This window comes from Arthrobacter gengyunqii, assembly GCF_023022985.1.
Classification (GTDB): domain Bacteria; phylum Actinomycetota; class Actinomycetes; order Actinomycetales; family Micrococcaceae; genus Arthrobacter_B; species Arthrobacter_B gengyunqii.
In genome coordinates this window covers 3,574,277-3,600,456 of the sequence record NZ_CP095461.1, presented here as the reverse complement: position 1 = coordinate 3,600,456, position 26,180 = coordinate 3,574,277, and the positions used below count along the sequence as shown (strand labels likewise).

General features: G+C 65.3%; 21 protein-coding genes. 15 read left to right on the top strand and 6 right to left on the bottom strand.

Going from position 1 to position 26,180, the window contains the following annotated elements:
- The first annotated feature begins 180 nt into the window (after nucleotides 1-180).
- Nucleotides 181-1,494: an LLM class flavin-dependent oxidoreductase gene (locus MUG94_RS16735; RefSeq protein ID WP_227907236.1), complete on the top strand. Its 1,314-nt coding sequence runs from the start codon at nucleotides 181-183 to the stop codon at nucleotides 1,492-1,494.
- Between the two features lie 36 nt (nucleotides 1,495-1,530).
- Here the strand turns inward: MUG94_RS16735 and MUG94_RS16730 are convergent, their stop codons facing one another.
- The gene (locus MUG94_RS16730; RefSeq protein ID WP_227890860.1) at nucleotides 1,531-2,457 is read right to left on the bottom strand and encodes a LysR family transcriptional regulator; all 927 of its coding nucleotides are present in this window, start codon (nucleotides 2,455-2,457) and stop codon (nucleotides 1,531-1,533) included.
- Nucleotides 2,458-2,591: 134 nt separating this feature from the next.
- On the opposite strand from MUG94_RS16730, the gene MUG94_RS16725 reads away from it, so the two are divergent.
- Nucleotides 2,592-4,163 carry an FAD-binding oxidoreductase gene (locus tag MUG94_RS16725; RefSeq protein ID WP_227907235.1) on the top strand — a complete coding sequence of 524 codons (1,572 nt, stop codon included), beginning with the start codon at nucleotides 2,592-2,594 and terminating at the stop codon, nucleotides 4,161-4,163.
- 96 nt (nucleotides 4,164-4,259) lie between these two features.
- Here MUG94_RS16725 and MUG94_RS16720 read toward each other — a convergent pair whose 3' ends face one another.
- On the bottom strand, nucleotides 4,260-4,982 hold the full coding sequence (locus MUG94_RS16720; RefSeq protein WP_227907234.1) for a GntR family transcriptional regulator: 723 nt from the start codon (nucleotides 4,980-4,982) through the stop codon (nucleotides 4,260-4,262).
- Nucleotides 4,983-5,163: 181 nt separating this feature from the next.
- Here MUG94_RS16720 and MUG94_RS16715 point away from each other — a divergent pair, with 181 nt between their 5' ends.
- The 5 genes from MUG94_RS16715 (at nucleotide 5,164) to MUG94_RS16695 (ending at nucleotide 12,972) form a co-directional block, all read left to right on the top strand.
- Nucleotides 5,164-7,149: a flavin-containing monooxygenase gene (locus MUG94_RS16715; RefSeq protein WP_227907231.1), complete on the top strand. Its 1,986-nt coding sequence runs from the start codon at nucleotides 5,164-5,166 to the stop codon at nucleotides 7,147-7,149.
- Nucleotides 7,149-8,594 (top strand): carboxylesterase family protein, encoded by a 1,446-nt coding sequence (locus tag MUG94_RS16710; RefSeq protein WP_227907230.1) that lies wholly within the window; start codon nucleotides 7,149-7,151, stop codon nucleotides 8,592-8,594. Before MUG94_RS16715 ends, MUG94_RS16710 begins: the two co-directional genes overlap by 1 nt.
- A gap of 270 nt (nucleotides 8,595-8,864) precedes the next feature.
- Complete coding sequence (locus MUG94_RS16705; RefSeq protein WP_227907229.1) at nucleotides 8,865-10,367, top strand: 4-hydroxyphenylacetate 3-hydroxylase N-terminal domain-containing protein; 1,503 nt, start codon at nucleotides 8,865-8,867, stop codon at nucleotides 10,365-10,367.
- A gap of 7 nt (nucleotides 10,368-10,374) precedes the next feature.
- A complete protein-coding gene (locus MUG94_RS16700; RefSeq protein WP_227907228.1) occupies nucleotides 10,375-11,778 on the top strand; it encodes an MmgE/PrpD family protein in 1,404 nt (467 codons plus the stop codon).
- A gap of 45 nt (nucleotides 11,779-11,823) precedes the next feature.
- Nucleotides 11,824-12,972, top strand: a complete 1,149-nt coding sequence (locus MUG94_RS16695; protein ID WP_227890853.1) for a flavin reductase — start codon at nucleotides 11,824-11,826, stop codon at nucleotides 12,970-12,972.
- Between the two features lie 64 nt (nucleotides 12,973-13,036).
- Here the strand turns inward: MUG94_RS16695 and MUG94_RS16690 are convergent, their stop codons facing one another.
- Complete coding sequence (locus MUG94_RS16690; protein WP_227890852.1) at nucleotides 13,037-13,717, bottom strand: GntR family transcriptional regulator; 681 nt, start codon at nucleotides 13,715-13,717, stop codon at nucleotides 13,037-13,039.
- 205 nt (nucleotides 13,718-13,922) lie between these two features.
- Between MUG94_RS16690 and MUG94_RS16685 the strand changes: the two genes are divergently transcribed.
- From MUG94_RS16685 to MUG94_RS16665, 5 genes are all read left to right on the top strand, one after another.
- Entirely contained in the window at nucleotides 13,923-14,786 is an 864-nt protein-coding gene (locus tag MUG94_RS16685) for a fumarylacetoacetate hydrolase family protein (RefSeq protein ID WP_227907227.1), read from the top strand.
- Between the two features lie 38 nt (nucleotides 14,787-14,824).
- A complete protein-coding gene (locus MUG94_RS16680; protein ID WP_227890850.1) occupies nucleotides 14,825-16,405 on the top strand; it encodes a bifunctional 3-(3-hydroxy-phenyl)propionate/3-hydroxycinnamic acid hydroxylase in 1,581 nt (526 codons plus the stop codon).
- Between the two features lie 165 nt (nucleotides 16,406-16,570).
- Nucleotides 16,571-17,248: a TetR/AcrR family transcriptional regulator gene (locus MUG94_RS16675; RefSeq protein WP_227907226.1), complete on the top strand. Its 678-nt coding sequence runs from the start codon at nucleotides 16,571-16,573 to the stop codon at nucleotides 17,246-17,248.
- Between the two features lie 40 nt (nucleotides 17,249-17,288).
- Nucleotides 17,289-19,865: an MMPL family transporter gene (locus MUG94_RS16670; protein ID WP_227907225.1), complete on the top strand. Its 2,577-nt coding sequence runs from the start codon at nucleotides 17,289-17,291 to the stop codon at nucleotides 19,863-19,865.
- 195 nt (nucleotides 19,866-20,060) lie between these two features.
- A complete protein-coding gene (locus MUG94_RS16665; protein WP_227907224.1) occupies nucleotides 20,061-21,038 on the top strand; it encodes an aldo/keto reductase in 978 nt (325 codons plus the stop codon).
- Here the strand turns inward: MUG94_RS16665 and MUG94_RS16660 are convergent.
- Nucleotides 21,035-21,529 carry a hypothetical protein gene (locus MUG94_RS16660; RefSeq protein WP_227907222.1) on the bottom strand — a complete coding sequence of 165 codons (495 nt, stop codon included), beginning with the start codon at nucleotides 21,527-21,529 and terminating at the stop codon, nucleotides 21,035-21,037. The two genes, MUG94_RS16665 and MUG94_RS16660, sit on opposite strands and share 4 nt — an antisense overlap.
- Nucleotides 21,530-21,599: 70 nt before the next feature.
- Nucleotides 21,600-22,094 carry an NUDIX domain-containing protein gene (locus MUG94_RS16655; RefSeq protein ID WP_227907220.1) on the bottom strand — a complete coding sequence of 165 codons (495 nt, stop codon included), beginning with the start codon at nucleotides 22,092-22,094 and terminating at the stop codon, nucleotides 21,600-21,602.
- 106 nt (nucleotides 22,095-22,200) lie between these two features.
- Here MUG94_RS16655 and MUG94_RS16650 point away from each other — a divergent pair, with 106 nt between their 5' ends.
- From MUG94_RS16650 to MUG94_RS16640, 3 genes are read left to right on the top strand one after another with little or no spacing between them, the layout of a single operon-like run.
- Nucleotides 22,201-23,106, top strand: a complete 906-nt coding sequence (locus MUG94_RS16650) for a Rieske (2Fe-2S) protein (protein WP_227890844.1) — start codon at nucleotides 22,201-22,203, stop codon at nucleotides 23,104-23,106.
- Between the two features lie 58 nt (nucleotides 23,107-23,164).
- The gene (locus MUG94_RS16645) at nucleotides 23,165-24,028 is read left to right on the top strand and encodes a phosphotransferase (protein WP_227907218.1); all 864 of its coding nucleotides are present in this window, start codon (nucleotides 23,165-23,167) and stop codon (nucleotides 24,026-24,028) included.
- A gap of 52 nt (nucleotides 24,029-24,080) precedes the next feature.
- Complete coding sequence (locus MUG94_RS16640; protein WP_227907216.1) at nucleotides 24,081-24,554, top strand: hypothetical protein; 474 nt, start codon at nucleotides 24,081-24,083, stop codon at nucleotides 24,552-24,554.
- A gap of 32 nt (nucleotides 24,555-24,586) precedes the next feature.
- Here MUG94_RS16640 and MUG94_RS16635 read toward each other — a convergent pair whose 3' ends face one another.
- Nucleotides 24,587-26,035, bottom strand: a complete 1,449-nt coding sequence (locus tag MUG94_RS16635) for a Cpe/LpqF family protein (RefSeq protein WP_227907213.1) — start codon at nucleotides 26,033-26,035, stop codon at nucleotides 24,587-24,589.
- Nucleotides 26,036-26,180: the final 145 nt, after the last annotated feature.

Genomic DNA, 26,180 nt, shown 5'->3' with positions numbered 1-26,180 from the left:
CGGCCCGTCCACCCCGGCAGGGGTGGACGGGCCGTTTGCGTGCCCGCATGAGCATTATCAATTTTATTGATGTGTCAGTACAGAAACTGCTTATTTACTGGATAAGCAAAGAGTGTGATGATGGTTACACCTCCGGCGTCGCATTTTTGCGGCGTGCGTCCCGAAAGGAATCTCCACGCAATGATCTCGAAGTCCAAGAAGCACATGGTGCTGACCACATTTATGCTGCCGGCCGGTTACCACAAAGACAGCTGGCGCATGCCCGGCAGCCGCGCTGACGAGTTGGGAAACCTGGATTTCGTCGCCGACCTTACGTTGATGGCTGAAGAGGCAAAGCTGGACGCGGTCTTCTTCGGCGATATCGTGCACGCGAATACGGTGCTGCGCGGAGACATCAAAATGAACGGCTTCTACGAGCCCATGACCGTCTTGTCCGCACTGGCGGCCCGGACGAAGAACATTGGCCTCATCGGCACCATGTCAACCTCTTTCTCCGAGCCCTACAACGTTGCGCGCCAGCTCTGCGGCCTGGACCATATGTCCAACGGCCGCGCCGGCTGGAACATCGTGACGTCCTCCGACGGTTTTCAAAACTACGGTGTCGCTGATGTTCCCAACCCCGTGGTTCGCTACCGCCGGGCCACCGAGTTTGTCGACGTGGTGCAGAAACTGTGGGACAGCTGGGGCGACGACGCCGTCATCGTGGACAAGGAGAACAGCGAGTACGTGGACCGCTCCAAGCTGCGGGCCATCAACCACCAGGGCGAGTTCTTCAACGTCCAGGGGCCCATCAACATGCCGCGATCCCCCCAGGGCCGTCCGGTCCTGGTGCAGGCGGGGTCTTCAGGTCCCGGCATGGACCTTGGCTCCTCGGTTGCCGACGGTATCTATACGGCCCAGCCATTCAAGGAACCCTCCGTGGAGTTCTATGCCAAGTTCAAGGCAATGGCGGCCGAGAAGGGGCGCAACCCCGACGACGTCAAGGTCATACCGGGCATCCTGCCCATCCTGGGCGACACGGAAAAAGAAGCCAATGATCTGGCGGACGAGCTGGCCAACTACGTGCATCTGGAAAACGGGCGCAGCCAGGTTGCGGCCGACCTGAAAATGGACCTCAGCGAGCTCGACTTCAGCGACCGGATTCCCGCGGCCTGGTTCTCTGACGATCCCAAGCTGGGCAGCCGCTACCAGATCTACCGCAAGAAGAGCGTGGACATGGGGATGACGCTGCGCGAGCTCATCGTCGATCTGGCCCGGTCCACCGGCCACCAGTGGATGGCGGGGACTCCCAGCCAAGTGGCGGACCGCATGGTGGACTGGTTCGATTCCAAAGCGTGCGACGGCTTCAACCTGAACGCCCCGTTCAACCCGGGAGGCTTCAAGCTGATCTGCGACAAGCTGGTGCCGGAGCTGCAGAACCGGGGTTACTTCCGCTCGGAGTACGAGGGCACGACGCTTCGCGACAATCTCGGTCTGTCCCGGCCCGGCGCCTAGCTCGCCCGGTGATTAGTCCCGGCCGGCCGGTCAGGGCTAGCCGAAATGGCGGGCGGCGACGTCAACCCAGGCCTGGGCCCTTGCATTCAGCGGTACGCTGCGGGCCCAGGCGAGCGAAACGGTTGCCTGGGCCCTGGTGGTGACGATTGGATCGGTGACCGCCTTGAGCACAACGCCGAGTGACTCATAGGGCGCTTCGAATTCGGGATGCTGGAACAGGACCGAGACCCCACGCCCCGCAGCCACCAGGGAGCGCACCGTCGCATAGCTTCGTGACCGATGCTGGATCCGGGGCGGCTCCAGACCGGAGTCGCTGAACATCTCCAGCACGCGCCTGGAGATCGGCGGTGCGTCGAAGAAGATGAACGGTTCGGCCGCGATATCGCGAAGTGACACCGACGCGGAGGCAGCCAACGCATGGTCCTGGGGCAGCAGGATATACGGGTCAACCGAAAACAGCGGTGCCGATTTGAGTGCGGGGGAGAGGTCCATGTCGTACACGAAGGCCGCGTCGAGGGAGCCGGCCAGCAGCCGGTCCTGCAGATCTTCGTGGTAGGCCTCAACGAAGTCCACGTCCACGTGCGGGCACTGCCGGGCGAACTCGGCCAGCATGGGCGGAATGGTGGTCGGCGCCAGGGTCATGAAGCAGCCAACCGTCAGGGGGCCGCGGATATCTGCCCGGTCACCGCGGGAGAGGGCAGCGATCTCGTCGGCAAGCTCCAGCAGCTGGCGGGCCTGCCGGAACACCGCGACGCCGGTGGAGGTCAGGGTCAGGCCCTTCGACTTGCGCTTGATGCACAGCTGGGCGCCGACAATCCGCTCCAGTTCGGCAATGGACATGGAGATTGCCGAAGGTGCCATGTGCAGGCGGCGGGCAGCCTCGCTCATGGTTCCGGCCTCCGCCGCCACAACGAAGTGCAGTGCCTGCCGCAGAGTGATGCTCGGATTGGGCGCGAAATTCATATTGTCAATATAACTGAACAGACATTCCGTCACACGGCCAATGAGCAGTGATTCTGCCGTTGCCGCGGTGACACCAGAAACCAACCCCATGCTCCGGCGCCTGCCGGAGGAAATCTTGAAAGTGACGTGTTGATATGGACAGCCGCAGTGCATTCCTGGACCGTGCCGCTGAAATTGTCGGTGCCGAAAACGTAATCCGTCCGAACGCCGAGGCCGGTTATATTGACCCGTACCCGTTGAACGCCGGACGCGGGAAATGGCCGGGCGTCATGCCCGGGTGCGTGGAAGAAGTGCAGGAGCTGGTGCGCCTGGCGGGCGAACTCGAGGTACCGCTCTGGACCTTCTCCCGGGGGAAGAATCTCGGCTACGGAGGGCCGGAGCCCCGCGGGACTGAAATGGTGGCGCTGGACCTGAGCCGGATGAACCGCATCCTGGAGGTCAACGACGAACTGAACTACGCCGTCGTCGAGCCCGGTGTCACCTTCTTTGACCTGTTCGAGCACATCAAGGCCAAGGGCCTCAAGCTCTGGATGTCCGTTCCGGCACTGGGCTGGGGGTCGGTGCTGGGGAACATGCTGGACCGCGGCTACGGCATGACGCCCATGGGCGACCACGTCAAAAGCCTCTGCGGCATGGAGGTGGTGCTGCCCGACGGCGAGCTGCTCCGCACGGGCATGTGGGCCATGGAGGGCACTGACCTCGGACCGCTTTTCCAGGGCGGCTTCGGTCCCACGCTCGACGGACTGTTCACCCAGTCCAACCTGGGCGTGGCGACGAAGGTCGGCCTGTGGCTGATGCCCTGGCCCGACGTCTACATCAACGGCGACGTTGTGGTGGAACGCGAGGAGGACATGCCCAAGCTGGTGGACATCCTCACCCAGCTCCGGCGCGAGGACATCATCCAGAACAACGCACTCTGCGGAAATGTGGTCCGGGCGGCCACCATGAACGGCCCGCGGTCGCGCTGGTACACCGGCGAAGGGTCGATTCCGGACGAGCGGCTCGAGGAAATGCGCCACGAAATGGGCGTCGGACAGTGGAACGCGAAGTTTGCCATTTACGGCGACAAGGGACTGGCCGAGCGTCGGCTGGAAATTATCCGCGAACGGTTCGCCGGGCTTGAGGGGTTCACGGTCAAGGCCCGCACCTACGAGGGATCCGACGGGGCACAGGTTGCCTATGAGGACATCGCCCCAATGGACCGCACGCAGATGGCGGGCGTGCCCACGCTGAAACCGCTGTCGACAGTGGCCTGGGCGGCGGAAAACGGCGGCCATATCGACGCCGCTCCGATCCTTCCGGCCCGAGGCCAGGATGTCTGGGACTTCTACCAGGAGGCCAAGGCCCTGTACCGGGAGTACGGATTCGACCTGTACATCGGATACCACCTCTATCCGCGGCACATGGTCCACGTGACCATGATTTTCTTCGAGAACGGCAACGAGGAGATGCTGGCCCGGGCGCGTGAACTGTACGCCAAGCTGCTCCAAGCCGCCCGCCGCCGCGGCTATGCGCCGTACCGCAGCCATGTGGACTACATGGACACCATCGCCGACGGCTTTGACTTCAACAACAACGCGCTCCGCCGATTCCAAGAGGTCCTGAAGGACGCCGTGGATCCGAAGGGCATCCTGTCCCCGGGCAAGCAGGGGGTCTGGCCGGCCAAATTCCGTCCGGCCGTGGATGGAGCGGCTGTACGTTCCTAGGGGGCCCGGACCGCGGACCGCGGGCAGCAGGTGCTGCCCGCGGGTCCGGCAGGGAGGCCGGAGATCTCCCGTTGGGTGTTGCCGCTGCCCGGATCCTTATCTGGCCGAACCGCTGGCCGCCGGGCTGGAGGACGTCGGGGAGTCCTCCGAGAAACCGGCCTTTTCAATGGCCTTCAGCGTCGTCTCATAGTGGGAGCGAAGCAACTTGGATGCTTCTTTGGCATCGCGGTTCAGCGCGGCGGCGAGGATTTCGCGGTGTTCCTGGGCCACATCGCGGTTGACGAACCGGGTCGCTCTTCCCGCCCAGCGGTTATAGAGCTGCGTGAGGTCGGAAAGGGTGCAGGTCAAATCGATCAGGGTGGGCACCGCGCACGCCTGCAGGAGTTTCTCGTGGAAGGCCTGGTGGGCGCGCACCCAGTCATCCGTCAGCTGTGCATCATCACCCTCGGTGCGGTAGGGGGTCCGTTCCAGGGTGTGGTGGGCTGCCATGAGCTCTGACTCCCAGGCCAGGTCGCCGCGCTCGACGGCGAGGCGGATGCCGAACTCCTCATTGACGCAGCGCAGCTCGGTGATGTCCTTCAGTTCCGCCAGTGAAAGCACGGGAACGAAGAACCCGCGGTTTGCCTTCAGCAGCACCAACCGGTCACCGACGAGCCGGGTGAGGGCCTCCCGGACGACGGTGCTGCTGGTCTGGTAGTGGCCGGAGAGGTCAGTGAGCTGCAGCTTCTCGCCCGGCGCCCATTTGCCCGAGAGGATATCGCTGCGGAGCGCACTGCGGACGTGGGTGCTGAGCGTCTCCGCATCGATTCTTTTTGACATGTGCATAATTGTAGCGACGAGCACAGAATGTATTGTTCATTGACTTATGCAAGATCACGGTTAGACTGGCAGGGAGAAATGAGACCCCGGTCACATCTGCTGTTCCCGCCCCGGAAGCTGTCCGGCGGCAGGGTTCGGGCGACCGGCTGCGTCCGCTGAGATCCGCCAAAGGAGAACCGCCGTGACCTATTCCCCCGCCGCCGTGCAGGCGCCCCAGGACAGCGTGGTCGACGACCTGTACTGGCGAGACGAGTACAGTCAGATCACCGAGGATGACGCGTTTCTGCGCAACATTGTGGAGACCAGCGACCTTCCGGCACTGCTGGTGGCCCTGGCTGCCGTTACCAGGGACTTTTCACTCCTTCGCCCCAATCTTCGTCCGCCCCAGCCGCCGGCCGACACCATTGGGCAGCCGCACGGGGGGATGTCCCAGGAAGCACAGATGGAGGCGAGGGAGCTGGCCTTCCAGGCATTGCGGCGCGTACGCGATGAGCAGCTCACACGCGTCGAGACACTTGACGAGGATCAGGCGACCTCCATCCTGGAGTGGATCACCAACGCGGCCTCCCCCGAGTACCACCCGTTCCTGATGCACGACATGGCACTGGCGGAGGGCAAGAGCGGAAAGCCCCGCTGGAACTATGAGGACATTTCCGCAGGCCGGGAGTTCAGCGTAGCCATCATCGGTTCGGGCGTGTCCGGGATGGCTGCCGCCTACCGGTTTGGGCAGGCCAATATTCCCTACACCGTCTTCGAGAAGGGCAATGCCGTAGGGGGGACCTGGTGGAAGAACACCTATCCCGGGGTGCGTCTGGATACGCCCAACTACGCCTACAGCTTCTCTTTCGCGCAGCGGGACGACTGGCCACAGCAGTTCTCCGAGGGGCCAGAAATCCACGCCTATACCTGTGAAGTGGCACGCCGCGGCGGTATTGAAGAGAATATCCAGTTCGGGACCGAGGTCACGTCCGCTGCCTACGACGAGGCCACCGGACTCTGGACCGTGGAGATGATCGTCGACGGGGAGCAGGTCAGCCGCCGGTTCAATGCTGTGGTTTCCGCCGTCGGCCAGCTGGATCGGCCGAAGTTCCCCGACGTCCCCGGCCGCACGGACTTTGCCGGCATCCACATGCATTCAGCGGAATGGGACAACGACGTCGATGTTACGGGCAAGCGTGTTGCCGTCATCGGCACCGGTGCCAGTGCCTACCAGATCGTTCCGGCCGTCGTGGACCAGGTGGAATCCCTCACGGTCTTCCAGCGCAGCTCGCCCTGGATGCTGCCCACCAACGGTTACTACGATGACATGCCCGATTCCGTGAAGTGGCTGGTGGAGCACCTGCCCCATTACGGTCAGTGGATGCGGTTCTGGCAGTACTGGCTGGGCGTTGAGGGCCGGCAGCACACCATGAACGTCGAGGACGGGTGGAACACTCCGGGAAGTGTTTCCGCCATCAACGAGCGGGTGCGGCAGGAACTCACGCGTCTGCTGGAGGTCCAGTACCAGGACCGCCCGGACCTGCTCGCCAAGGTCACTCCCGACTACATCGTCGGCGGCAAGCGCATGCTGCGCGACAACGGTGTCTGGGCTGAATCCCTCAAGAAGCCGCAGACCACGCTGGTCACCAGCGGCATGGAGCGGATGACGGAGAACGGCATCATTGACGCGGACGGCGTTTTCCATGAGCTGGACATGATCATTTACGCCACAGGATTCCATGCCTCGGAGTTTCTGGAACCGCTGCAGATCACCGGCCGCAACGGTCGGGACCTGCATGAGTACTGGGGTGGCGATGCCAAGGCCTTTGCCGGTATTACCGTTCCCAACTTCCCGAACCTGTTCATCCTGACCGGGCCCAATACGGGACATGTCGTCAACGGCAGCCTGTTCACCATGATGGAAAGCGCCATTGAGTACACTCTGGAGGCCTTCCGCCATCTGCTGGAGGAGAACCTCAAGGCGCTCGATCTCAAGCAGGAAGTCCTGGATGCGTTTGTGCGGGATTTGGATGCCGCCAATTCCAAGAAGGCCTGGGGGCATCCGAGCGTGAATACCTGGTACAAGAACAAGTTCGGCAGGGTGTCGCAGATCTGGCCCTACCCTGTGCTGGATTACTGGAAGATCACGCGCCGGGTGAATCTCGATGACTACAACAAGTTGTCCTGATGATGGGGTCCTCCCACACGGCTCCCGCCGTCACCACGCCTGCAGCCTATAAATCCCAGGTCCGCGACGGCGTCGTGCACACCCGCGGTGTCCGCTACGGGAAGCGCGCGGATCCCGCGGACCGGTTCTCCGCACTGATCGGACCGGATCCGGCCGATCCGCAGGGCATTCCGGCGGCGTTCCCGCAGAATCCCGGATCGATGGATTGGCTGCTCGGGCCCGCACTGGCCCGGTTGCCCCGGGACGAGGATGCCTTTCAGGTGAACATTTGGGCGCCCGTCGGCGCCCGGAACGCTCCGGTGCTGGTCTTCCTGCCCGGCGGTGCTTACATCAGCGGCGCGGGAACCGCCGACTGGTACGACGGGCAACGGCTCTGTGGTCAGGGCGGGATGGTTGTCATCACCGTCAACTACCGCCTCGGGGCCGCAGGGCTCATGGGTGCGGACGGTGTCGAGAACAGGGTCCTCGATGATGTGCTGCAGGCGCTGCGCTGGATCCAGGACAACGTGGCCGCTTTCGGCGGAAATCCCGACGACGTCACCCTGGCCGGTCAGTCGGCCGGCGCCTGGCTCGCCTTTGCGCTGGCCTGTGCGGAGCCGGCCCGCGGATTGTTCGGGAGGGCAGCCTTTTTCAGTCTTCCCTTCCAGCCGCCGCTCACCGCCTCAGCGGCGGGGCAGCGCGCGGAGATCTTCAACGGTGCGCTTGCTGCCGATCCGGCCACCGCCGGAGTGGACCAAGTCCTGGCGGCCCAGCGCGAAGTGGAACGGGCCTACGCGGGACGCGGGCTGGGGTTGCAGCCGGCGGCCGACGGCGTGCTGGTCCCTGCGGATCTGGCGGACTTCTCCGTTGCGGCCGAACGCCTGCATGTGGAGTCGATCCTGCTCAGCGCCACGCAGGACGAGGCCGCGGCCATGCTCCGCGGCCTACCGGTGCCGGCGGTGTCCCCCGAAATGGCCGCAGGCTTTATCGCCGAACGGTTCCAGGACCCGCAGGCTGTCGAGGCGTTCATTGATGGCCGGATACCCGGCGCCACGCACCATGCCCGCATGGTGGAGGCCATGAGCCTGTATGAATTCCGGTTGGCGGCCACCGAACTGGCGGCGGCCGCCTCCGCGGCGGGGGTTCCCGCCACGCTTGTTCGATTTGCCGTTCCCAGCCCGCTGGACGGCATCGGCAGCCCGCACAACTTTGATCTGCCGTTCCTCTTTGGCAACCGGGAAGATTGGTCGGACGCTCCCATGCTGGATGGCTTCGACCCCGCCGGTTTTGAGGCCGTCAGTGCCGAACTGCGTGCTGTTCTCCTCGGCTTTGCATCCGGCGGGGTGGCACGCAGGCCGGACGGGACCGCGGTGCCAGCCTACGATCCAGCCCTTCCGCAGATGCTCCGGCTCTCCGCGGCGGAGGCAGAGCTGGTAGGGCCGGAGAGGCTCTTCCTGCGCCGCTGAACACATGCCGCCGGACTCATGGGGCCGCGGAAGTGGAAATTTCCGCGGGCGAATTCCGCAGCGCCATGAGCGCCACGCGCCCGGTCTCCGTGGCGCCTTCTTTATAAGGATCCGGCAGCACCCCCAGCACTTCACGGGTTTTTGAACCAGACCTCCGAAAGGTGTTGCCAAGATCACATAAAGTAAATAATCTGTAGAGCAGATTATATTTTCCAATCAACAATGTGAAACAACGCGGGTCGCAAAGACAGCCCGTTCAAGGAGCAGACAGTGACTGCACGCACCGGAGCAGAGTACAAAGCGGGCCTCGCCGACAACCGGGAGGTGTGGCTGGGGGACCAGCGCATCAACGTCCTGGAGCATCCGGCCTTCAAGGGATCGATCGAGGGGATGGCGGGCTATTTCGATTACCAGAACAAGTACGCCGCCGATTGCCTCATGACCGATCCGGAGACCGGATCCGCCATGAACGTCAGCCTCTCACTGCCTAAGAGCGCCGAAGACATCGCCCGCCGGCACCGGGCCTTCGACCGGCTGGCCCGCTACTCCAACGGAATGCTCGGCCGCACGCCGGACTACGTCAACGTGGTTCTGGCCGGCCATGTGTCGCGCAAGGACATCTTCGACAAGTCCGGTGACCCGGTGTTCCATGAACGCATCGCGGCGTACCACCGGGAAGTCATTGAAAAGGACCTGGCGCTGACCCACACCATTGTCCACGCCGCCATCGATAAGAGCGTGGGCGAGCTCCAGGGCATGAACGAGGAGCTGACGCTGCGGGTCGTCGACCGCACCGAGGAAGGCCTCATCGTCCGCGGTGCCAAGATGCTCGCCACCCTCGGCCCCATCGCCGATGAACTCTACGTTTACCCGGCAGTGCCGATCCAGCCCGGCTACGAGGAATACGCGCTCTCGTTCGCCATCCCCGTAGCGACGCCGGGCGTCGTCTCCGTCTGCCGCGACCACTACGGGGTCGACGCGGAAATCGTGGACAAGCCGTTCTCCTCACGCTTCGACGAGCAGGACGCCGTCATCATTTTCGACGACGTCCTGATCCCGTGGGAACGCGTGTTCATCGACGGCAACCTGAGCGTCTACAACGCCCTGAATGCCGGAACCGCCACCGGAAACACGCAGCAGCAGACGGCAATCCGGGCCTGCGTAAAACTCGAATTCGCCTATGACCTCTGCGTCCAGATGGCCAAGGCCACCGCCACGGACACCAAGCCCGAGACGGCATCAATCCTGGGCGAGATTTACTCCTACCTGCGTATTGCCCGCGCCGTGGTGCATTCGGCCGAGGTCAATGCCTCGGACTGGGGCAACGGGGCGTTCTTCTGCCACGATGACATTTCGTCGCTGCGCACCATGATGCCGCTGTGGATGGCCCGGGTGAACGACATCATCAAGTCGATGGGTTCCCACAATCTCCTGGCCACCCCCACGGCGGCCGCGTTCCAGGACACACGGCTGGGGCCGCTGCTGGAAAAGTACCTTCCGGGAGCCAACGGGATTCCTGCCCAGGAGCGGGCACGTATCTTCCGCACCGCATGGGACTTCGCCGGATCCGCCCTGGGCAGCCGGAACGAACTGTACGAGCGCTTCTACCTCGGCTCCGTCGGCCGGGCCCGCGGGCTGGACCACCGCAAGGCGCAGGCGAAGGGCGAAACCGGTGCCTACCGCGCCTTGTTCGAGGAAGCCGGCATCGACCCGGTGCCTGCGCCGGAGCAGCAGGACCTCCTGTCCCTGCAGGGCACAGGACCTCGGGCCTAGATTCCCCATGGGCATCACGACGACGGCGACCATCACCGAAACGGTGAGCAACCATATTGCGGATACGGAGTTCGAGGCATTCGACACCCGGACGGTGGAGCGGGCGAAAGTGCGGATCCTGGATTCGCTGGGCAACATCGCCGCCGGACACCGTGCGCAGGGCAACGATGCGCTCCTTACGCTCGCCGGGCGCTGGGGCGGCCGGCCCGAAGCCACAGTGCTCGTGCACGGGTTGCGGGTTCCGGCCCACGCCGCGGCGATGGTCAACGCCGCCATGATGCGTTCCTATGACTTCGAGGCGATCGGTGCGGAAGGCCCGGGGCAGACCCAGGCCCCGGCGCATATCTCGGGTACCACGGTGCCTGTTGCCCTCGCCGTTGCCGAACAGCGGCACGCCGGCGGCCGGGACCTGCTCACGGCGCTGATCCTTGGCGACGACCTGACGGCCCGGCTCGGGATGGCCCAGGGCTTTGACGTTTATTCCGGGCAGGACAACACCGGAACCATCAACGGCCTGGGCGGAACTGCCGTTGCTGGCAAGCTCCGAGGCCTGGATGCGGCTGCGCTGCGCCATGGGTTCGGCATCGTTGAAAACCAGCTGGCCGGCACCGTTGCCAACATCAATGACCAGTCCCCGGCGTTCAAGCTGCCCATGGCCTTTGCGGCACGGAACGCGATCGTCTCGGCGGAGCTGGCGGAACTGGGCTTCACCGGACCTGTTGACGCCATCGGGGGAAAGCACGGGTTCTTGGAGGTCTTTGGCTCCAATGCCAACGCCGAGGGCATCACCGCCGGCCTGGGGGAGGACTTCTACGGTGACTGCGTGATCAAGCCGTGGTCCGCCTGCCGGGCCAGCCATCCGTCACTCGACGCCTGCGTGCGACTGGCAACGGGACACAACATTGACCCGGACCAGATTGAACAGATCCGCATCCATGTCACCCCGCGGACGCTGCGCGGCTTTGTCGGGCAGGAATTCCGGCCCGGAGATTCCCCGGAAGTATCGGGAGCCTTCAGCATCAGGTTCACGGCGGCCACTGCCCTGATGTACCGAACAGTCCGCCCCGAACACCTCAACGCCAACCACATGAATGACCCGCGGCTGCTCAGGCTGCTGGACAAGATCTCCCTGGTGGATTCGCTGGCGCCCGGTGAGATCCTGACCGCCGAGGTCGAGCTGACGCTGAGCGACGGCTCCCGGTTGCACTGCCGGGTCGATGACCCGCTGGGTGACATCCACAAGAATCCCCTGAGCGCACGGGACATCAGCGACAAGTACTACGCCAACGTCGAGTTCGGCGGCCGCATTTCGCGCAGCAGCGCAGAACGCGCTGCCGACACCGTCGACCGCCTTGAATCCCTAGAGGACGTTTCCACCCTCGTCGCTCTCTTTACTCCCGACACCCACTAAGACAGTGCGGCCCGCACCGGCGCCGCACCTCCACAGGAGGCACTCATGACTACTCAGACCATCCCCGGATCAGTCCTCGACCCCATGGTCTTCCGTGACGTCGTCGGCCACTTCGCCAGCGGCGTCACCGTGATCACCACCAATGTGGACGGTGAACTGTTCGGCACCACGGCGTCCGCGGTTTCTTCCCTTTCCATGGAGCCGCCCATGATGCTCGCCTGCCTGAACCGGTCAAGTTCAACGCACGACGCCGTGGTCAGGTCGGGGTACTTCGGCATCAACATCCTTGCCGAGGACCAGGGCGACCTCGCCATGAAGTTCGGCCGCAAAGGAGCCGACAAATTCGATTCGGTGGCGGTCAGCTTGAGCGAACACGGCAATGTGCCGTTGCTCGACGGCGCTCTCGCCCACGTGGTCTGCAGGGTCGATGAGACCCCTGCCGGCGGAACGCATACCGTGTTCTTCGGGCTGGTGCAGGAGGCCTCCGCACGCGAAGGCGCCGAACCCCTGGCCTACTACCGCGGAACCTTCGGCCGCCTCGAGCGGGTCAAGGAACTGGCGGCGTACGACGCCGTTCGGGACTGGGTGCTTCACCGCCGCACCCCGGTCAATGAGGCGCTGGTTCCCGAGGAGATTGCCGCCGAAATCCGCTCGGATGCCAACAACGTGCACAATGCCCTGGTCAAGCTCTCCGCCGAAGCACTGGTGACCCGGGATGGGAGCGGGCAGTTCACCCCGACTCCGATGACCGAGGACCTGATCAACTCGGCATACGAGGGGCGGGCCACGATCGAGCTCGGAGTCCTGGCCAGCCACTTCGAGAAGATCACCGACGCCGACGTCGTCGAGCTTTGCGCAATGACGGAAAAACTCGGTGAACTGCGCGAGCGCGGGGTGGACTCCCTTGACGAGTTCCTGAAGCTGAACGCGAAGTTCCACAACCGCCTCGTATCCATCGCCGGGTCCGTGCAGCTGACCGATGCCTTCCGCCGCCTCGGAATCGGCACTGTGTGGCGCCAGGCGCTCACCGACGCTGACTGGGCGCGGCAGATGGACCACAGTCACGTCGTCGCACTGACCGATGCCCTGCGCAGCCGCGATGCGGCGAAGGCATCCCGGGCGGTTCGGGAACACACCGACTTTGCCAAGAAACTGGCCAGCGAAGTGATCGCCGGCAACGGCGGCGCCGTCTAAGCGGCGGCACCGGGGCCGGGGGATTTCAGGCCGTCCGGCGTTGTTGATGATTGGTGCCGGTGGTCTAGCTGCCCACCGGAGCAACGTCGGCCACCAGGCCCGCGTCCAGCACCACCTGCACCGTGGCCTCGTAATGGGAGCGCAGCAGGGCCGCCAGTTTTGCGGCATCCCGGTCAAGCGCCGCTTCGAGGATGTCGCGGTGTTCCTGCTCGACGTCGCGGACGGCGGCCGCTGTTGAAGGGGCGGCCCAGCGCCGGTAGAGCTCGGTGGAGTCTGCCAGGTCAGCGGCCAGCTTGGTCATGGGCGGGCAGTCACAGGCGTGGAGGAGTTTGGCATGGAACTGCTTGTGGGCGTACGCCCATTCATCGGTGATGCGGGCCGGGTCCGAGGGGGCCCGGCGCGGTGCGCGCGAAAGCTGGTGGTGAGCGGCGATCAGGTCCGACTCCCACTGCAGGTCCCCCCGTTCCACGGACAGGCCGGCGGCGAGCCCCTCCGAGACACACCGCAGTTCGGTGATGTCCCGGAGCTGGCGGAGATCCAGCTGCTGGACGAAGAACCCGCGGTTGCGCTCGGACGTCACCAGGCCGTCGCCCGCCAGCCGGGCCAAGGCTTCACGAACAACCGTGGTGCTCGTGCCGAACTGCGCTGCCAGGGCGGCAGGCTGAAGTTTGCCGCCCGGCACCCATTCTCCGTTGAGAATGGCGCGCCGAATGGAACTGATGATCCGCGATCCGGCTTCCGACATGTCTGCCCTAACTCCTTGTGTTGACTGCGGCCTTAACCATAAACGCATGAAGACAACAAAGAATATATTCTAGTTTGACTTATCTACTATCCATAAAATAATGTGTTCTACATCTCACCTGCCCGCAAACTCCGCCGACCAGCCCACGGATCTTCCGGGTGAAGCAGGCGACCAGCGGCGGTTCCGCCGCAATGAAAGGAAGACCATGAATTACGCAAGCTATGTTGCAGCCGACGGATCGCACACCTGGGGCATCGTGAGTGAGGGAACCGCCTACGATCTCGGACCCTCCGGCCTGAACCTCGCCCCCTCACTGGGTGCCGCCGTCGAACGCGGAATTTTTGGCACCGTCGGTGAAGAATTCCGGAACGCCCCGGCTCGTCCGGAAGCAGAGATCGAATTCCTTCCCTCCATCACCCACCCCGGCAAGATCATCTGCATCGGCGTGAACTACCGCAGCCACCAGAAGGAAACCGGCAAGGCCGAGCACCAGAAGGAGCAGAAGGCTCCGACCATCTTCACCCGCTTCGCGGACTCGCAGATGGGCCACCTGCAGCCGGCCCAGATGCCCGCGTCGACGAATGAATTCGACTATGAGGGTGAAATGGCGCTCGTGATCGGCAAGGAAGGGTTCCACGTTGCCGAAGCGGACGCCTTTGACCACGTCGCTGGCTACGCGGCATACAACGACTTCAGCGCGCGGGACTGGCAGCTGGCCGCCACGCAGTGGACTCCGGGCAAGAACTTCCCCGGCACCGGCGGGTTCGGGCCCTACCTGGTTCCGGCAGCAGACCTCGGTGACGTCAACGAGCTCACGCTGGAGACCCGGGTCAACGGCGATGTCCGGCAGAAAGCCTCCGTTGCCGACCTCTACTTCACCATCCCGCAGCTGATCTCCTACGTCACCGGTTTTACCCGGCTCTCTCCGGGCGATGTCATCGTCACGGGCACCCCCGGCGGAGTGGGACGCTTCATGGTTCCTTCCGGGCTGCTTTCCGCCGGCGACGTCGTTGAAGTGGAAATCACCGGGCTGGGCACCCTGCGCAACACGGTTGAACTGGTCGACTAATCCGCGGAGCCCCGCCGCACGGCCTGCCTGCCACGACTATGGATGGATGGAACAGCATGATCGAGACCGACGTACTCGTTATCGGAGCCGGCCCCGTGGGCTTGACCGCGGCGAACCTGCTCGCGGACCAGGGCCTGCGGGTGCTTCTCGCGGAGCGGCATCCCGGCACCAGCGACGAGCCGCGCGCCATCAGCATCACCGATGAGTCGCTGCGGGTCATGGCGGAAATCGGCATCATGGACCGTCTGGCACCCGAAATGCTCATGGACACGGGTGCCCGTTACTTTGGCCGCCGGGGACAGTTGCTGGCCGCGGTGCGGCCGGCGGCACCCCGGCTCGGTCAACCAGGCAAGTCGCAGTTTGATCAGCCGGTGCTGGAGAGTCTTCTGCTCGAGGCTGCCCGGCAGCGCCCGCTGATCGATCTGCGGTTCAACACCGAGGCTTTCCGCATCAGCGACGGCCCCGACTATGTGGACACCGTTCTTATCGACGACGCCGGAAAGTCCACCGTCCGCGCCAAGTGGGTGGTGGCCTGCGACGGCGGCCGCAGCCCCGTGCGCTCACAGCTGGGCATTCCCATGGAAGGCTCCACTCAGGTCCAGAAATGGATCGTCGTGGATACCGTCAACAACCCGGGGGAGCCGGAGAAGTTCGCCGAGTTCCACTGCAACGGCAGCCGGCCGGTGGTTGTGGTCCCCGGGGTTCAGGGTCGCCGCCGTTATGAGTTCATGCTGTTGCCGGGCGAGGAGGCCGCCCAGGTCACCACACCGGCGGCCATCCAGGCGCTGATTGCACCGTTCCGCCGCATCGAGGAGGAGGACATCCGCCGCGCCGCGGTTTACGTGGCTCATTCACGGGTTGCCCTGAATTACCGGGCGGGCCATGTGCTGCTGGCGGGAGACGCCGCCCATATGATGCCGCCCTTCGCCGGGCAGGCGCTCAACGCGGGTGTGCGCGACGTCGCCAACCTGGCCTGGAAGCTCGCCGCCACGGTCCGCGGGGAGGGAACCGACGCACTCGTGGACACCTACCAGGCCGAACGCCGCCCGCATGCCGTGGACATGGTCCGGCTTTCCCAGCGGATCGGCGCAGTAGTCATGAACGTCCACCCGGTCCTGACAGCGGTCCGGGATGCGGTGGTCACGGCGTCGGGCATCGTTCCCGCAGCCAAGCGGTGGCTGACCGGCATGAAGTTCCTGAAGCAGCCCTATTTCCGCAGCGGCTGCGTGGTTGCCCCCGCGGCCGGGTTGTCCAAGTCGGCCGCGGCACTGGTCGGGCGTTCGCTCTCACAGCCCGAGGTGCGCCTTCGGTCCGGAGAAACCGCCGCACTCGACGCGCTGCTCGGCGCCGGCTGGGCGGTGCTGCGCTTCCCCGCCGGACAGGCAGGCAGCTTCGAAGTGCAGCCGTTCGCCGGACCGTCCGGAGAAAACAGTGCTCCGGTCACGGTCACGGACACTGCAGGTGCTTTCACCGCCCTCGCAGGAAGCGGCATCTCCCTGATCGTGCGCCCCGACCGGTACGTGGCAGCTGCTGTTCCGGCCGGCGATGAGTCCCAGGCGATTGACGGCCTGCAGGCCTATCTGCCAAGGCTGAGCCTGTCTCCCGTACAGGTTTCCTAAACCTTTCCCCGCGGGTCGGCAGCAGCATGGCTCCCGACCCGCGGAACCTTTCTGCTGCGACCTCAGCAGTGGCTGCCGAGCTCCCGTTCTAAGGCATTCACGCCCCCTATAAAAGCCGGCCGGCGGAAATTGCACTAAGTGCATCAGTGCACTTAGTGTAGAAATGTGTCTCCAGAAGCTTCTCCCGACCGCCGTGCTGCCCTCAAGACCCGCCACCGGCAAGCCATTGTCGATGCCGCTGCGGCCCTGATGGAGGAGCGGTCCGGCACGGACTTCACCGTAGACGAGCTGGCGGAGCGCGCTGACCTTTCCCGGCGTACCGTCTTCAACCACTTTTCGTCCGTCGATGAAGTAGTCACGAAGGTCTGCGGTGACGCACTTAATGCCGTCGTAGAGACTTTGGCCGCGGTGCCGCCCAACGGCGATGGCACCGAAGGTTCCATGATGGAGGAAGTGGCGGCCGCGTTCCGCTCCACTGATCTGGTGACCCCCCTGGCATACCTGACCCGGATGCTGGGCGGTCCCACTGAAGATCCGTCACCCCGTCAGGCACTGATGATAATCCGTGTGTTCACCGAGGTGAGCAACAGGCTTCTTGCTGCCATGCTTCGCCGCCGTCCGGATGCAGACAAGCTTGCCGTCCACCTCCTGGTGGGATCCGTCGCCGGTGGAGTGGCAGTGCTTTACCAGCACTGGGCTGCAGAAACCGGCGCCGTGGACACACCCGACTCCCGGCGCGTCTGGGCACGGCACCTGGAGCAGCTCATCGGAGCAGTCCGGGACGGCCACGGCGCCGAATCAGCACCACCCAGCCACACCAAGCCACCCAGACTTATGGCCTAAATCCCGCCCTCTTCCCTTTCCACCCCCTGTTAGGACTCTCATGGCTGAATTCCTCTACCGACTCGGTCGGGCGGCCGCGCGCCGAGCCCGCACCGTGCTAGCGGCCTGGATCGCTGTGCTCGTGATCGCCGGAGGAGCGTTCGCGCTCTTCGGCGGTACGCTCGCGACCTCGTTTTCCATCCCGAACACCCCCACCACGCAGGTCACCGAGCGCCTTCAGGAAAAGCTCCCGCAGGCCTCCGGCGGCTCGGGCTCGGTCATTGTCCAAACCGAGGACGACTCTTCCTTCACCGACGAACAGCGGCAGGAAATTTCAGCGCTGGTCACCAAGGCGGCAGACCTCGACGGCGTGGAAACCGTCGTCGACCCCTTTGCCACCGAGGCTGAGCGGGCCGCACAGGGACAGCAGCTGGCCGAGGGGCAGGCACAGATCGATGCCGGGCGCGCCCAGCTGGAAGAAGCACGGGACCAGCTGGACGCCGGCCAGGCGCAGCTGGATGAAGCGCGTGCCCAGGCTGAAGCTGCCGGAGCCCCGGCGGAAATGCTCGCCGGACTCGACGCGCAGCAGGCTCAGCTGGACGCCAGCCGGACGGAACTGGATGCCGGAGCCGCAGAGCTTGAAGCGCAGGCGCTGCCGGCCGAGCAGGGCGCCGAGCTGCTGGAGATGGCCCGCGAAATCCGCACGGTATCCGAAGACGGCAGTGCGGCCGTGGTGAACGTGGTCTTCAGCGACACCCAGATGGAAATCACGCAGGAGACCAAGGACGCCCTCGTGGCGGCCTTCGAAGACTCCCCGATTGACGGTGTGAAGGTGAACTTCTCCGCCGACATCGCCGCCGCCGTCCCCAGCCTCTTCGGTATTGGCGAGGTGGTGGGCCTGGTGGTCGCCGCCGTCGTTCTGGTGGTCATGCTTGGCAGCTTCATCGCCGCCGGTCTGCCACTGCTGACTGCACTGATCGGCGTCGGTATTGGCGCCCTGGGCGCGCTGGCCTTCTCCGGCGTCGTCGAAATGGCGTCGATTACCCCCGTGCTCGGGCTGATGCTCGGCCTGGCCGTGGGCATTGACTACGCCCTGTTCATCGTCAACCGTCACCGGCGCCAGCTGAAGGCCGGTTATACCCTGCAGGAGTCCATCGCCCTGGCCAACGGCACCTCCGGCAACGCGGTGGTGTTCGCCGGAGCCACCGTGTTCATTGCACTGCTGGCCCTGAACGTCACCGGCATTCCGTTCCTGGGCCTGATGGGCACCGTGGGCGCAGCATGCGTGGCCATCGCCGTGCTGATTGCCGTCACGCTGACCCCGGCACTGCTGAAGATCGCCGGAATGCGCGTCCTCAGCCGCAAGGAACGTACGGCCCTTGCCTCCCACACGGCCCCTGCCGGCTCCGCTTCCGACGCCGCCGGAAGCGGCCGTCCGGAAACGGTCACGGCCAAGGTCATGGGAACCGGCCGTGCCGTCCTTACCGTGGTGGCCTCGATTGCAGCCCTGCTGCTCATCGCCATCCCGGCGCTGGACCTGCGGCAGAATCTGCCGGACGGCTCAGCCGAGGCGCATGACTCCAGCCAGTACCAGGCCTACGCCGCCGTCTCCGAAAAGTTCGGCGAGGGACAGAACGGCACCCTGCTGGTGGTAGCCGAGCTGCCGGGTGAGCCCACCGAGGAAGAGGAACTGTCCGCGCAGGCCGAAATTGCCCGCACGATCTTTGACCAGGACGACGTGGCTGCGGTTGCTCCGATCGGTTCCTCGGAGGACCGGACCGTGTCCGCCTTCCAGGTTGTTCCGAAAGAAGGCCCCACCAGCGAATCGACAGAGACCCTCGTGCACACGCTGCGGGACATGTCACCGCTGAACGGTGAATACGAGATCGGCGTGGCCGGCTCCGCCAGCGGCAACATCGACATTTCGGACAAGCTGTCCGACGCGCTGCCGATCTACCTCGGCGTTGTGGTGGGACTCTCGCTGCTGATTCTGATCCTGGTGTTCCGGTCCATCTTTGTTCCGGTGATCGCCACGCTCGGCTTCATCCTGTCCTACTTCGCTGCCCTCGGCGGAGTCGTCGCGATCTACCAGTGGGGCTGGCTCTCCGCGGTCTTCGGCGTGGAGACTCCCGGTCCAGTCCTGAGCTTCCTGCCGACCATCCTGGTGGGCATCCTGTTTGGGCTGGCCATGGACTACATGCTCTTCCTTGGCTCGGGCATGCGCGAGGCCTACGCCCACGGAGCGCCGGCGCGCCTCGCCGTCGCCCAGGGCGTCCGTGCGGGACGCTCGGTGGTCACGGCCGCCGCGATCATCATGGCGTCAGTGTTCGGTGGCTTCATCTTCTCGCACAGCACCATGATCCGGCCCATCGGCTTTGCGCTGGCGTTCGGCGTCCTGCTGGATGCCTTTGTGGTCCGCATGCTGCTGATTCCGGCGCTGATGCACCTGGTCGGAGACAAGGCCTGGTGGCTGCCGAAGTGGCTGGACAAGATCCTGCCCGACGTCGACGTCGAGGGTGCCTCCCTGGAGCGACGCCACCCGCACGAGACGGGGGAGATCGCTGAGGGTTCCGGCGGAACAGCAGGTTCCGCTTCGGCTGAAACGGATGCGGCCAACGGCGTGACTGCCCGCGGCTGATCTGCCTCACCTGCCGCAGCACCAAAGGTGCCGTCCTTCTCCGAGCGGAGGAGGGCGGCACCTTCGCTTTAAGCTCCCCTCTCCCGCGCTGCCGGTCCGCGAGCCCTTCCCGCAGACAGGCCCGGCCTCCTAGCCTTGAGATGGCCCGTGTTTGAGGGCTGACCGGCCGACGCCGAACCATCAGAGGAGCCTGCTATGCGCACCACCACGCTGGGAACCAACGGACCGGAGGTCGGTGTCATTGGCCTGGGCTGCATGGGCATGACTTACGCCTACGACATGGAGGCCAAACGGGACGAGGAGACCTCCATCTCGGTGATCCGCGAGTCCATTGACCTGGGTGCCACGCTGATCGACACGGCGGATGTGTACGGGCCGTACACCAATGAGGAGCTGGTGGGCCGGGCGCTGGGCGGCGGCTACCGGGAGCGGGCGGTGCTTTCCACAAAAGTTGGTTTGGAAATCAGCAACGCCGCTCCCGCCGCCGGCACCATGCCCGGTCTGGTGAAGAACGGCCGTCCCGAGCACATCCGCACGTCCATTGATGCCAGTCTGCGCCGGCTGGGCACCGACCACGTTGACCTGTACATCCTGCACCGGGTGGATCCTGAGGTGCCGCTGGAGGATTCCTGGGCGGCCATGGCGCAGACGGTCACGGACGGCAAAGCCCGCGCGATCGGAATCTCGGAGGCGAGCGTGGAGGAGATTGAACTGGCGCAGGCGGTGCATCCGGTGACCGCGGTGCAATCCGAACTCTCGCTCTGGACGCGTGACCGGCTGTCCGACGTCGTGCCTTACTGTGACGAGCACGGGATGGCGTTCCTGCCGTTCTCACCGCTGGGCCGCGGCTTCCTCACGGGCCGGTTCACCTCCTTTGACCAGTTGCCGGCCGATGACATGCGCCGGAGGCTTCCGCGCTTCCAGCAGGACAACCTTCGGGCAAACCTGGCCATTGTGCAGCGGGTGCACGACGTCGCCGAATGGGTGGGCGCGACGCCCGCCCAGGTGGCACTCGCCTGGGTGGTGGCCCAGGGACAGCGGATCATTCCCATTCCGGGCACCAAAACGCCCAAGTATCTGCGGGACAACGTAGCCGCCGGGGATTTGATGCTCAGCGGCGAAGACCTGATGATGCTGAACAGCGCCCCGGCGCCGTCGGGCGGCCGCTACTAGCTTCGCCGCCGTCTGAACTTCGCCGCCTGATTGGCGGAAAGCCTCGGAGCGAGGGCGGCGAGCAACTGATCAGGATGGCTGCAGGACACGAGCACGTTTCCGGTCCGGCATTCGATCAGGACCGACGGGCCGCCCACCAGGTAGCCGGTGCCATCAGGCAGGATCCGCAGCCCCATGCCGTAACGCATGCCGGTCACGGGACCCCGGGAGACGGCGGTCATCTCCCGGTAGGGAACCTCGGTTGAGAAAACTCCGGCCACACGGATCCGCAGGCTGTCTTCACCGACGTGGAGGCGAACGGTGATCATGATGACGGCGAGAAAGAGGCCGGCCACGGCCGCACCGGTGATGAGGCCGGCCCGTCCGCCCTCGGCGACGGCCAGCACACAGCCGGCCGCGCCGGTGAACCCCAGGACGCCCAGGACCAGCCGGTAGCGCAGGGGCATTGCAGCGCGGAACGTTCTTGGTTGCGTCTCTTCCCCCGTGGTCATGGGACCAGTCTGCCGGATAGGCGACCGGTTTGAATGCCCAAAGTGGTGGCGAATTCCCATGTTCCCGCAGTCACCGGGCCTGAAATGCTCCCGTCCGCAGGTACTGCGCGTAGAGCTGGAGGACTTCGCGCGTGGGCGGGTGGACCGGCTCCGGAATCCGGGTCAGCGGAAAGAAGCCAATCTCAGCCACCTCGGACTGTTCAGGGATTACGGATCCTTCCCAGCCGGTCAGGCAGAAGCAGAGCGCAAAGGCATGCACCCGGTCACCGTTGGGATACTCCAGCTGATGCAGGTCCGGATCGGAAAGACTGGCAAAGGCCACCAAATCGCCGGGGTCCGCGCGGATGCCGGTCTCTTCAAAAAGTTCGGCGACAGCTGCTCCGACGAAACTCTGGCCCGGCTCGCAGGCTCCCGCGGGAAGTTCCCAGACGCCGTTGTCCACACGCCGCTGAAGCAGGGCTGTGCCGTCGGTGCGCAACACCAGGACCTGCGCCCCCGGCAGCAGAAGCTGCCGGTTTCCCACTTTCTGCCGCAGCTCCCATACATAGGATCCAATGTGTCCCATTCCTGCTCCTGTCCTGTCGAGGATGAAATCCAGACTACGGGTGGTGCCCGGCCGGTGTGGTGGCTAGCCTGATGACCATTCCGCCAGCACGTCTGAGGAGAAAAACATGCCGCGTCTGCCTTTGGTCAGTACCGTAGACAAGCTGGAAGGCGCAGCCTGGCTGGATCCCGCCGCCGGCACGGTGTCCCGCATCGTGAAGAAGGTGCTGCCGCAAGGGAGCGTCACCGATGCGCTTCACGGCGTTCCGCTGGGGCACCCGGTGCATCCGCTGATGGTGACCGTGCCGCTGGGGGCCTGGGTCTCGGCGGCCGTCCTGGATGTGCTGCCAGGCAACGAACGGGCCGCCAAAACCCTGGTTGCCCTGGGCGTGCTGTCGGCGATGCCCACCGCGCTGACCGGCGTCACCGACTTCTCGCAGCTCGACACGCTGCAGCAGCGGACGGGCGTGGTCCACGAGGCCAGCACCGCCGTTGCCACCGTGCTGTACGCAGCATCGTGGCTGGCGAGGAAGCGGGGCAACCACGGCAGCGGAAAGCTGCTCGGGTTCGCCGGACTGGCGGTCGCAGGCATCGGCGGCTTCCTGGGCGGGCACCTCTCCTACCGGCAGGGAGCGGGCGTAAACCGCAATGAAGACCTCCCTGAGGAGGTTCCCGCCGGCTGGCATTCGCTGGGTCCGGTTGAGGCATTCCCCGCCGGGCGGCCGCGCACGGCACAACTGGGCAGCGTCCCGGTGATGGTCCTGCGTCGGGAGGGCATGGAAGGCCAGGACGCAAACGACGACGGCGTCTCGGTGCTGGCCGATACCTGCTCCCATCTGGGCGGCCCGCTGCACGAAGGGCATCTGCAGGAGACCCGGGGCCAGCTGTGCGTGGTGTGTCCCTGGCATGGCAGCGCATTCTCGGTGGAGAGCGGCGAAGTGATGCGCGGTCCAGCCACCGCGCCGCAGCCGGTGTTCCGGACCCGGATCCGTGATGGGCACCTTGAAGTAAACCTGACCGGCTCCGAAGATTAGTACCCCGGGCTCCTGTCCCGTGGACAGCGCGGAGGCCGGGGTGCCCGGCGTCGCCGGTATGGCGACCAGTCCGACCGAAACCTGGAAAGCCCTCCGGTCCGTTTGGCCGGCTCTGGCGTGGGACAAGGCGCAGTTTCGGCGCGGAGCCTTTCACCACGTGGCCGTGCTGGGGGAGGACGCCGTCGTCCGCGTGGTCTACGGGCCGCACCACGTTCAGAGCACCGAGGGTGAAGCGGGAAACCTGGCCGCCTTCACCCATGCAGGGCTGCCGTTTCGGATTCCGGCCGTGCTGCAGGACCTGTTTCACGGCCCGGACTGGTCCGCTCAGATCAACAGCTATGTGCCCGGCGACCACCGGCCGCTTGAGGCATGGGCCGCGGTTCGTGAGCCCCTGGCGCTGGTTTTGGCGGAGCTGGCCGCCCTTGATCCGTTGTCCGGAGGCGGACTTCGTCCGGTCCGGGCGTGGTGCGGTGCGGAGAATTGGCCCACCGTCGTCGCCGGTATTACCGTGGCCCTGCCCCGCGGTGAAGCCAAGGCAGCCGCGCGGGTGGTGGCGGATGTCCTGGCGGCGGAGGAGTGGGTGATTCCCGCCGTCGTGCACGGTGATCTGGGGCTGCACAACGTGCTGTGGGACGGTACCGCACTCTCCGGCCTGGTGGACTTCGACAATGCGTGCCTCGGGGATCCGGCGATGGATCTGGCTCCGCTGGTCGGAGCCTTCGGTGCCGCCGCGGTGGCGGACATTGCCGATGCGGACCTGGTGGCCCGGGCACAGCTGCACCGCGCGTCGCTCTCGCTCCAGGTGGCCGCGGCGGCGGAACTGTCCGGTGACGGCGAGCTGCGCGACTTTGCCCTGGGCAATTTCAGTGACCGGTTTCGCAGCGGAACCCTCTATGACCCCGGTCCGCAGCGCATCGTGTAGGAAGCGCCCGTGTAGGTTCAGGGTGAACTGGATGCGGCGGAACGGGGCAACGATGGGCGAAGAGAACCTGCCGGCGGAGAAATCCCGGATTGCGCTGGGCAACCTTGCCCTGATCAAGGGCTGGTTCGTTGCCACCGCCCTATGGCTGGGGGCGGTAACGGTCGTTTACCTCCTGACGAGTCTGGACCCTTTCGCGGCACGGAGTGAACAGGCATCGGACATCAACGCCTTGGGGTTCTGGCTGATGCTGATGATCTGGGGCGGAGCCGGCGCCTTGTTGCTGGGCGGTCCCCTGGCCGTGGTGCTTGGCCTTCTGCTGCGCCCGGTGCGCCGGCAGTGGATCCACGTGGCCGTGTTCTTCGCAGCGCCTGCGGCCATCCTGTGGCCTTGGTCCGAATTCAGCACCGACCTGCCGGTACTGGCATTTATCCTCAGCGTCGGTGCGGCGGCAGCGCTGGGCCGGTTCTCCGTGCGCGGGGACGTTGAAGTGGTGTGCGCCGGCCGGCCGGCCCGCCATCGGCGCTGACTCCGCCGCCTGCGGGGGCACCTAAACCCGGATCAGTCCCTGCCCTCCGAGGCCAACAGGGCGATCGCGTCCTGCGCCGGGCCGAAGAAGGCCATCGGGTCCGCCACCTCCTCCGGCGATGCCGAAGCACCCTGCTGCACCACGACAAAGCGCTCGCCGTCGCTGCGCTCCAGGTACCAGGACCCGGCCATCACGCCCGGCGCGCTGCCTCCCTTGAACCCGATGTAGCTCCAGTCGCCGCCGATCTCCAGATTGAGTCCGTTGTTGGCGCCCAGGATGTCCCGCAGCGGCTCACCCGCGTCGGTTGCGGCCCGATCCTGCAGGGCAAGGTGCGCCCGCATCAGATCCTCCGCGGTGGCGAACCAGTCCAGGTCCTGCTGCCACACCGGGGTGGTGACCGCTGCGGCGGGAATGTCCAGCACGCCGTCCGGCAGGGTCTGCAGAAGCGCCCGGCGGCCGTCGTCGTCGGCCTCCTCCCACTGTCCCCGCACGGATTCCTCCACGCCCCAGCCCAGCTGGAACAGTTCACGGGTGCTCAGGAACGGGGTGTTCCGGTCCGGATCCGCGTGCCCGGCGTCGCTGAGGGCCTGTTCGACGGCGGGGCGGCCGACGGCGTTCATCAGCAGATCGGTGGCGGTGTTGTCGCTGATCGCGATCATTTTCTGCGCCGCCTCCCGGACCGTGACGGAGGTACCCGCCGGAGCGTCCTGCAACTCTCCGGAAGGCAGGCTGCGCAAGTCATCGGTGACGGTGAGCTTGGCACCCCAGGACAGTGTTCCCGCAGTCACCGCGTCGCTGACCGCCACCAGCACGTAGAGCTTGAAGATGGAGCCGACGGGCTTGGCCGTGTCCGCATCGACGTCCAGGATCGCCGTGCCGTCCGCAACCCGGTAAACCGCCAGGCCGGAGCCGTCCGGCAGGGATGCCACGCCGGTTTCCACCTCGTCCCAGCTGGCGGCGGGTGTGCGGACAGGGGTTCCGGGACCGAAGAAGATGCCGTTGATCATCCCCGCCTCATCGACCGAGAGCTGCAGGTCCACGAGCTCACCGGTGCCACTTTGCAGGGTGAAGATGCCCTGGGTGCCGGCTGCGTTCACGTTGATCGGAGTCCAGGGGCGTTCTGAGCGCACCTGTTCCAGTACCTCCGCCAGTTGTTCCGCAGGCAGTTCGGACAGGATCACGTCCGCGAACGTGTCCGTGAAGCCATCGGTTGCCACGGGCGTTTCGGCATTGATGACGGTTAGGACCCACTGCGCCTGCAGACCCGCAGGCGTGTCGGGAAGCCCCACCGCAGGCTGCGGCGCTGCTTCAGTGGCGTTTTCGGTTTCGGTGGGTTGGGATTCCGGTTCTGCCTGCGCCCCGGTACTGGAACAGGCAGTCACCGAGAGTGCCAGTACGGCAGCCAGTCCGGCCATGAGTCCGTGCCGGCGATACCGCCGGTTGGTGCTCCTGCGGGTGGAACGGAAAATTCCTGTCTGCATGCTGCCCTTTCGCTGCTGTGTGTGTAAGCAGCGGGACGGTGCTCCGTGCAGTTCCCCAGCCGCCGGTCCGGACAGGCTAACAGGTCCGCCCTGCGTCAGCTGCACTGCGGCGCTGTCCGGGACGAGGGCTCGGTTCGTGGTTCCT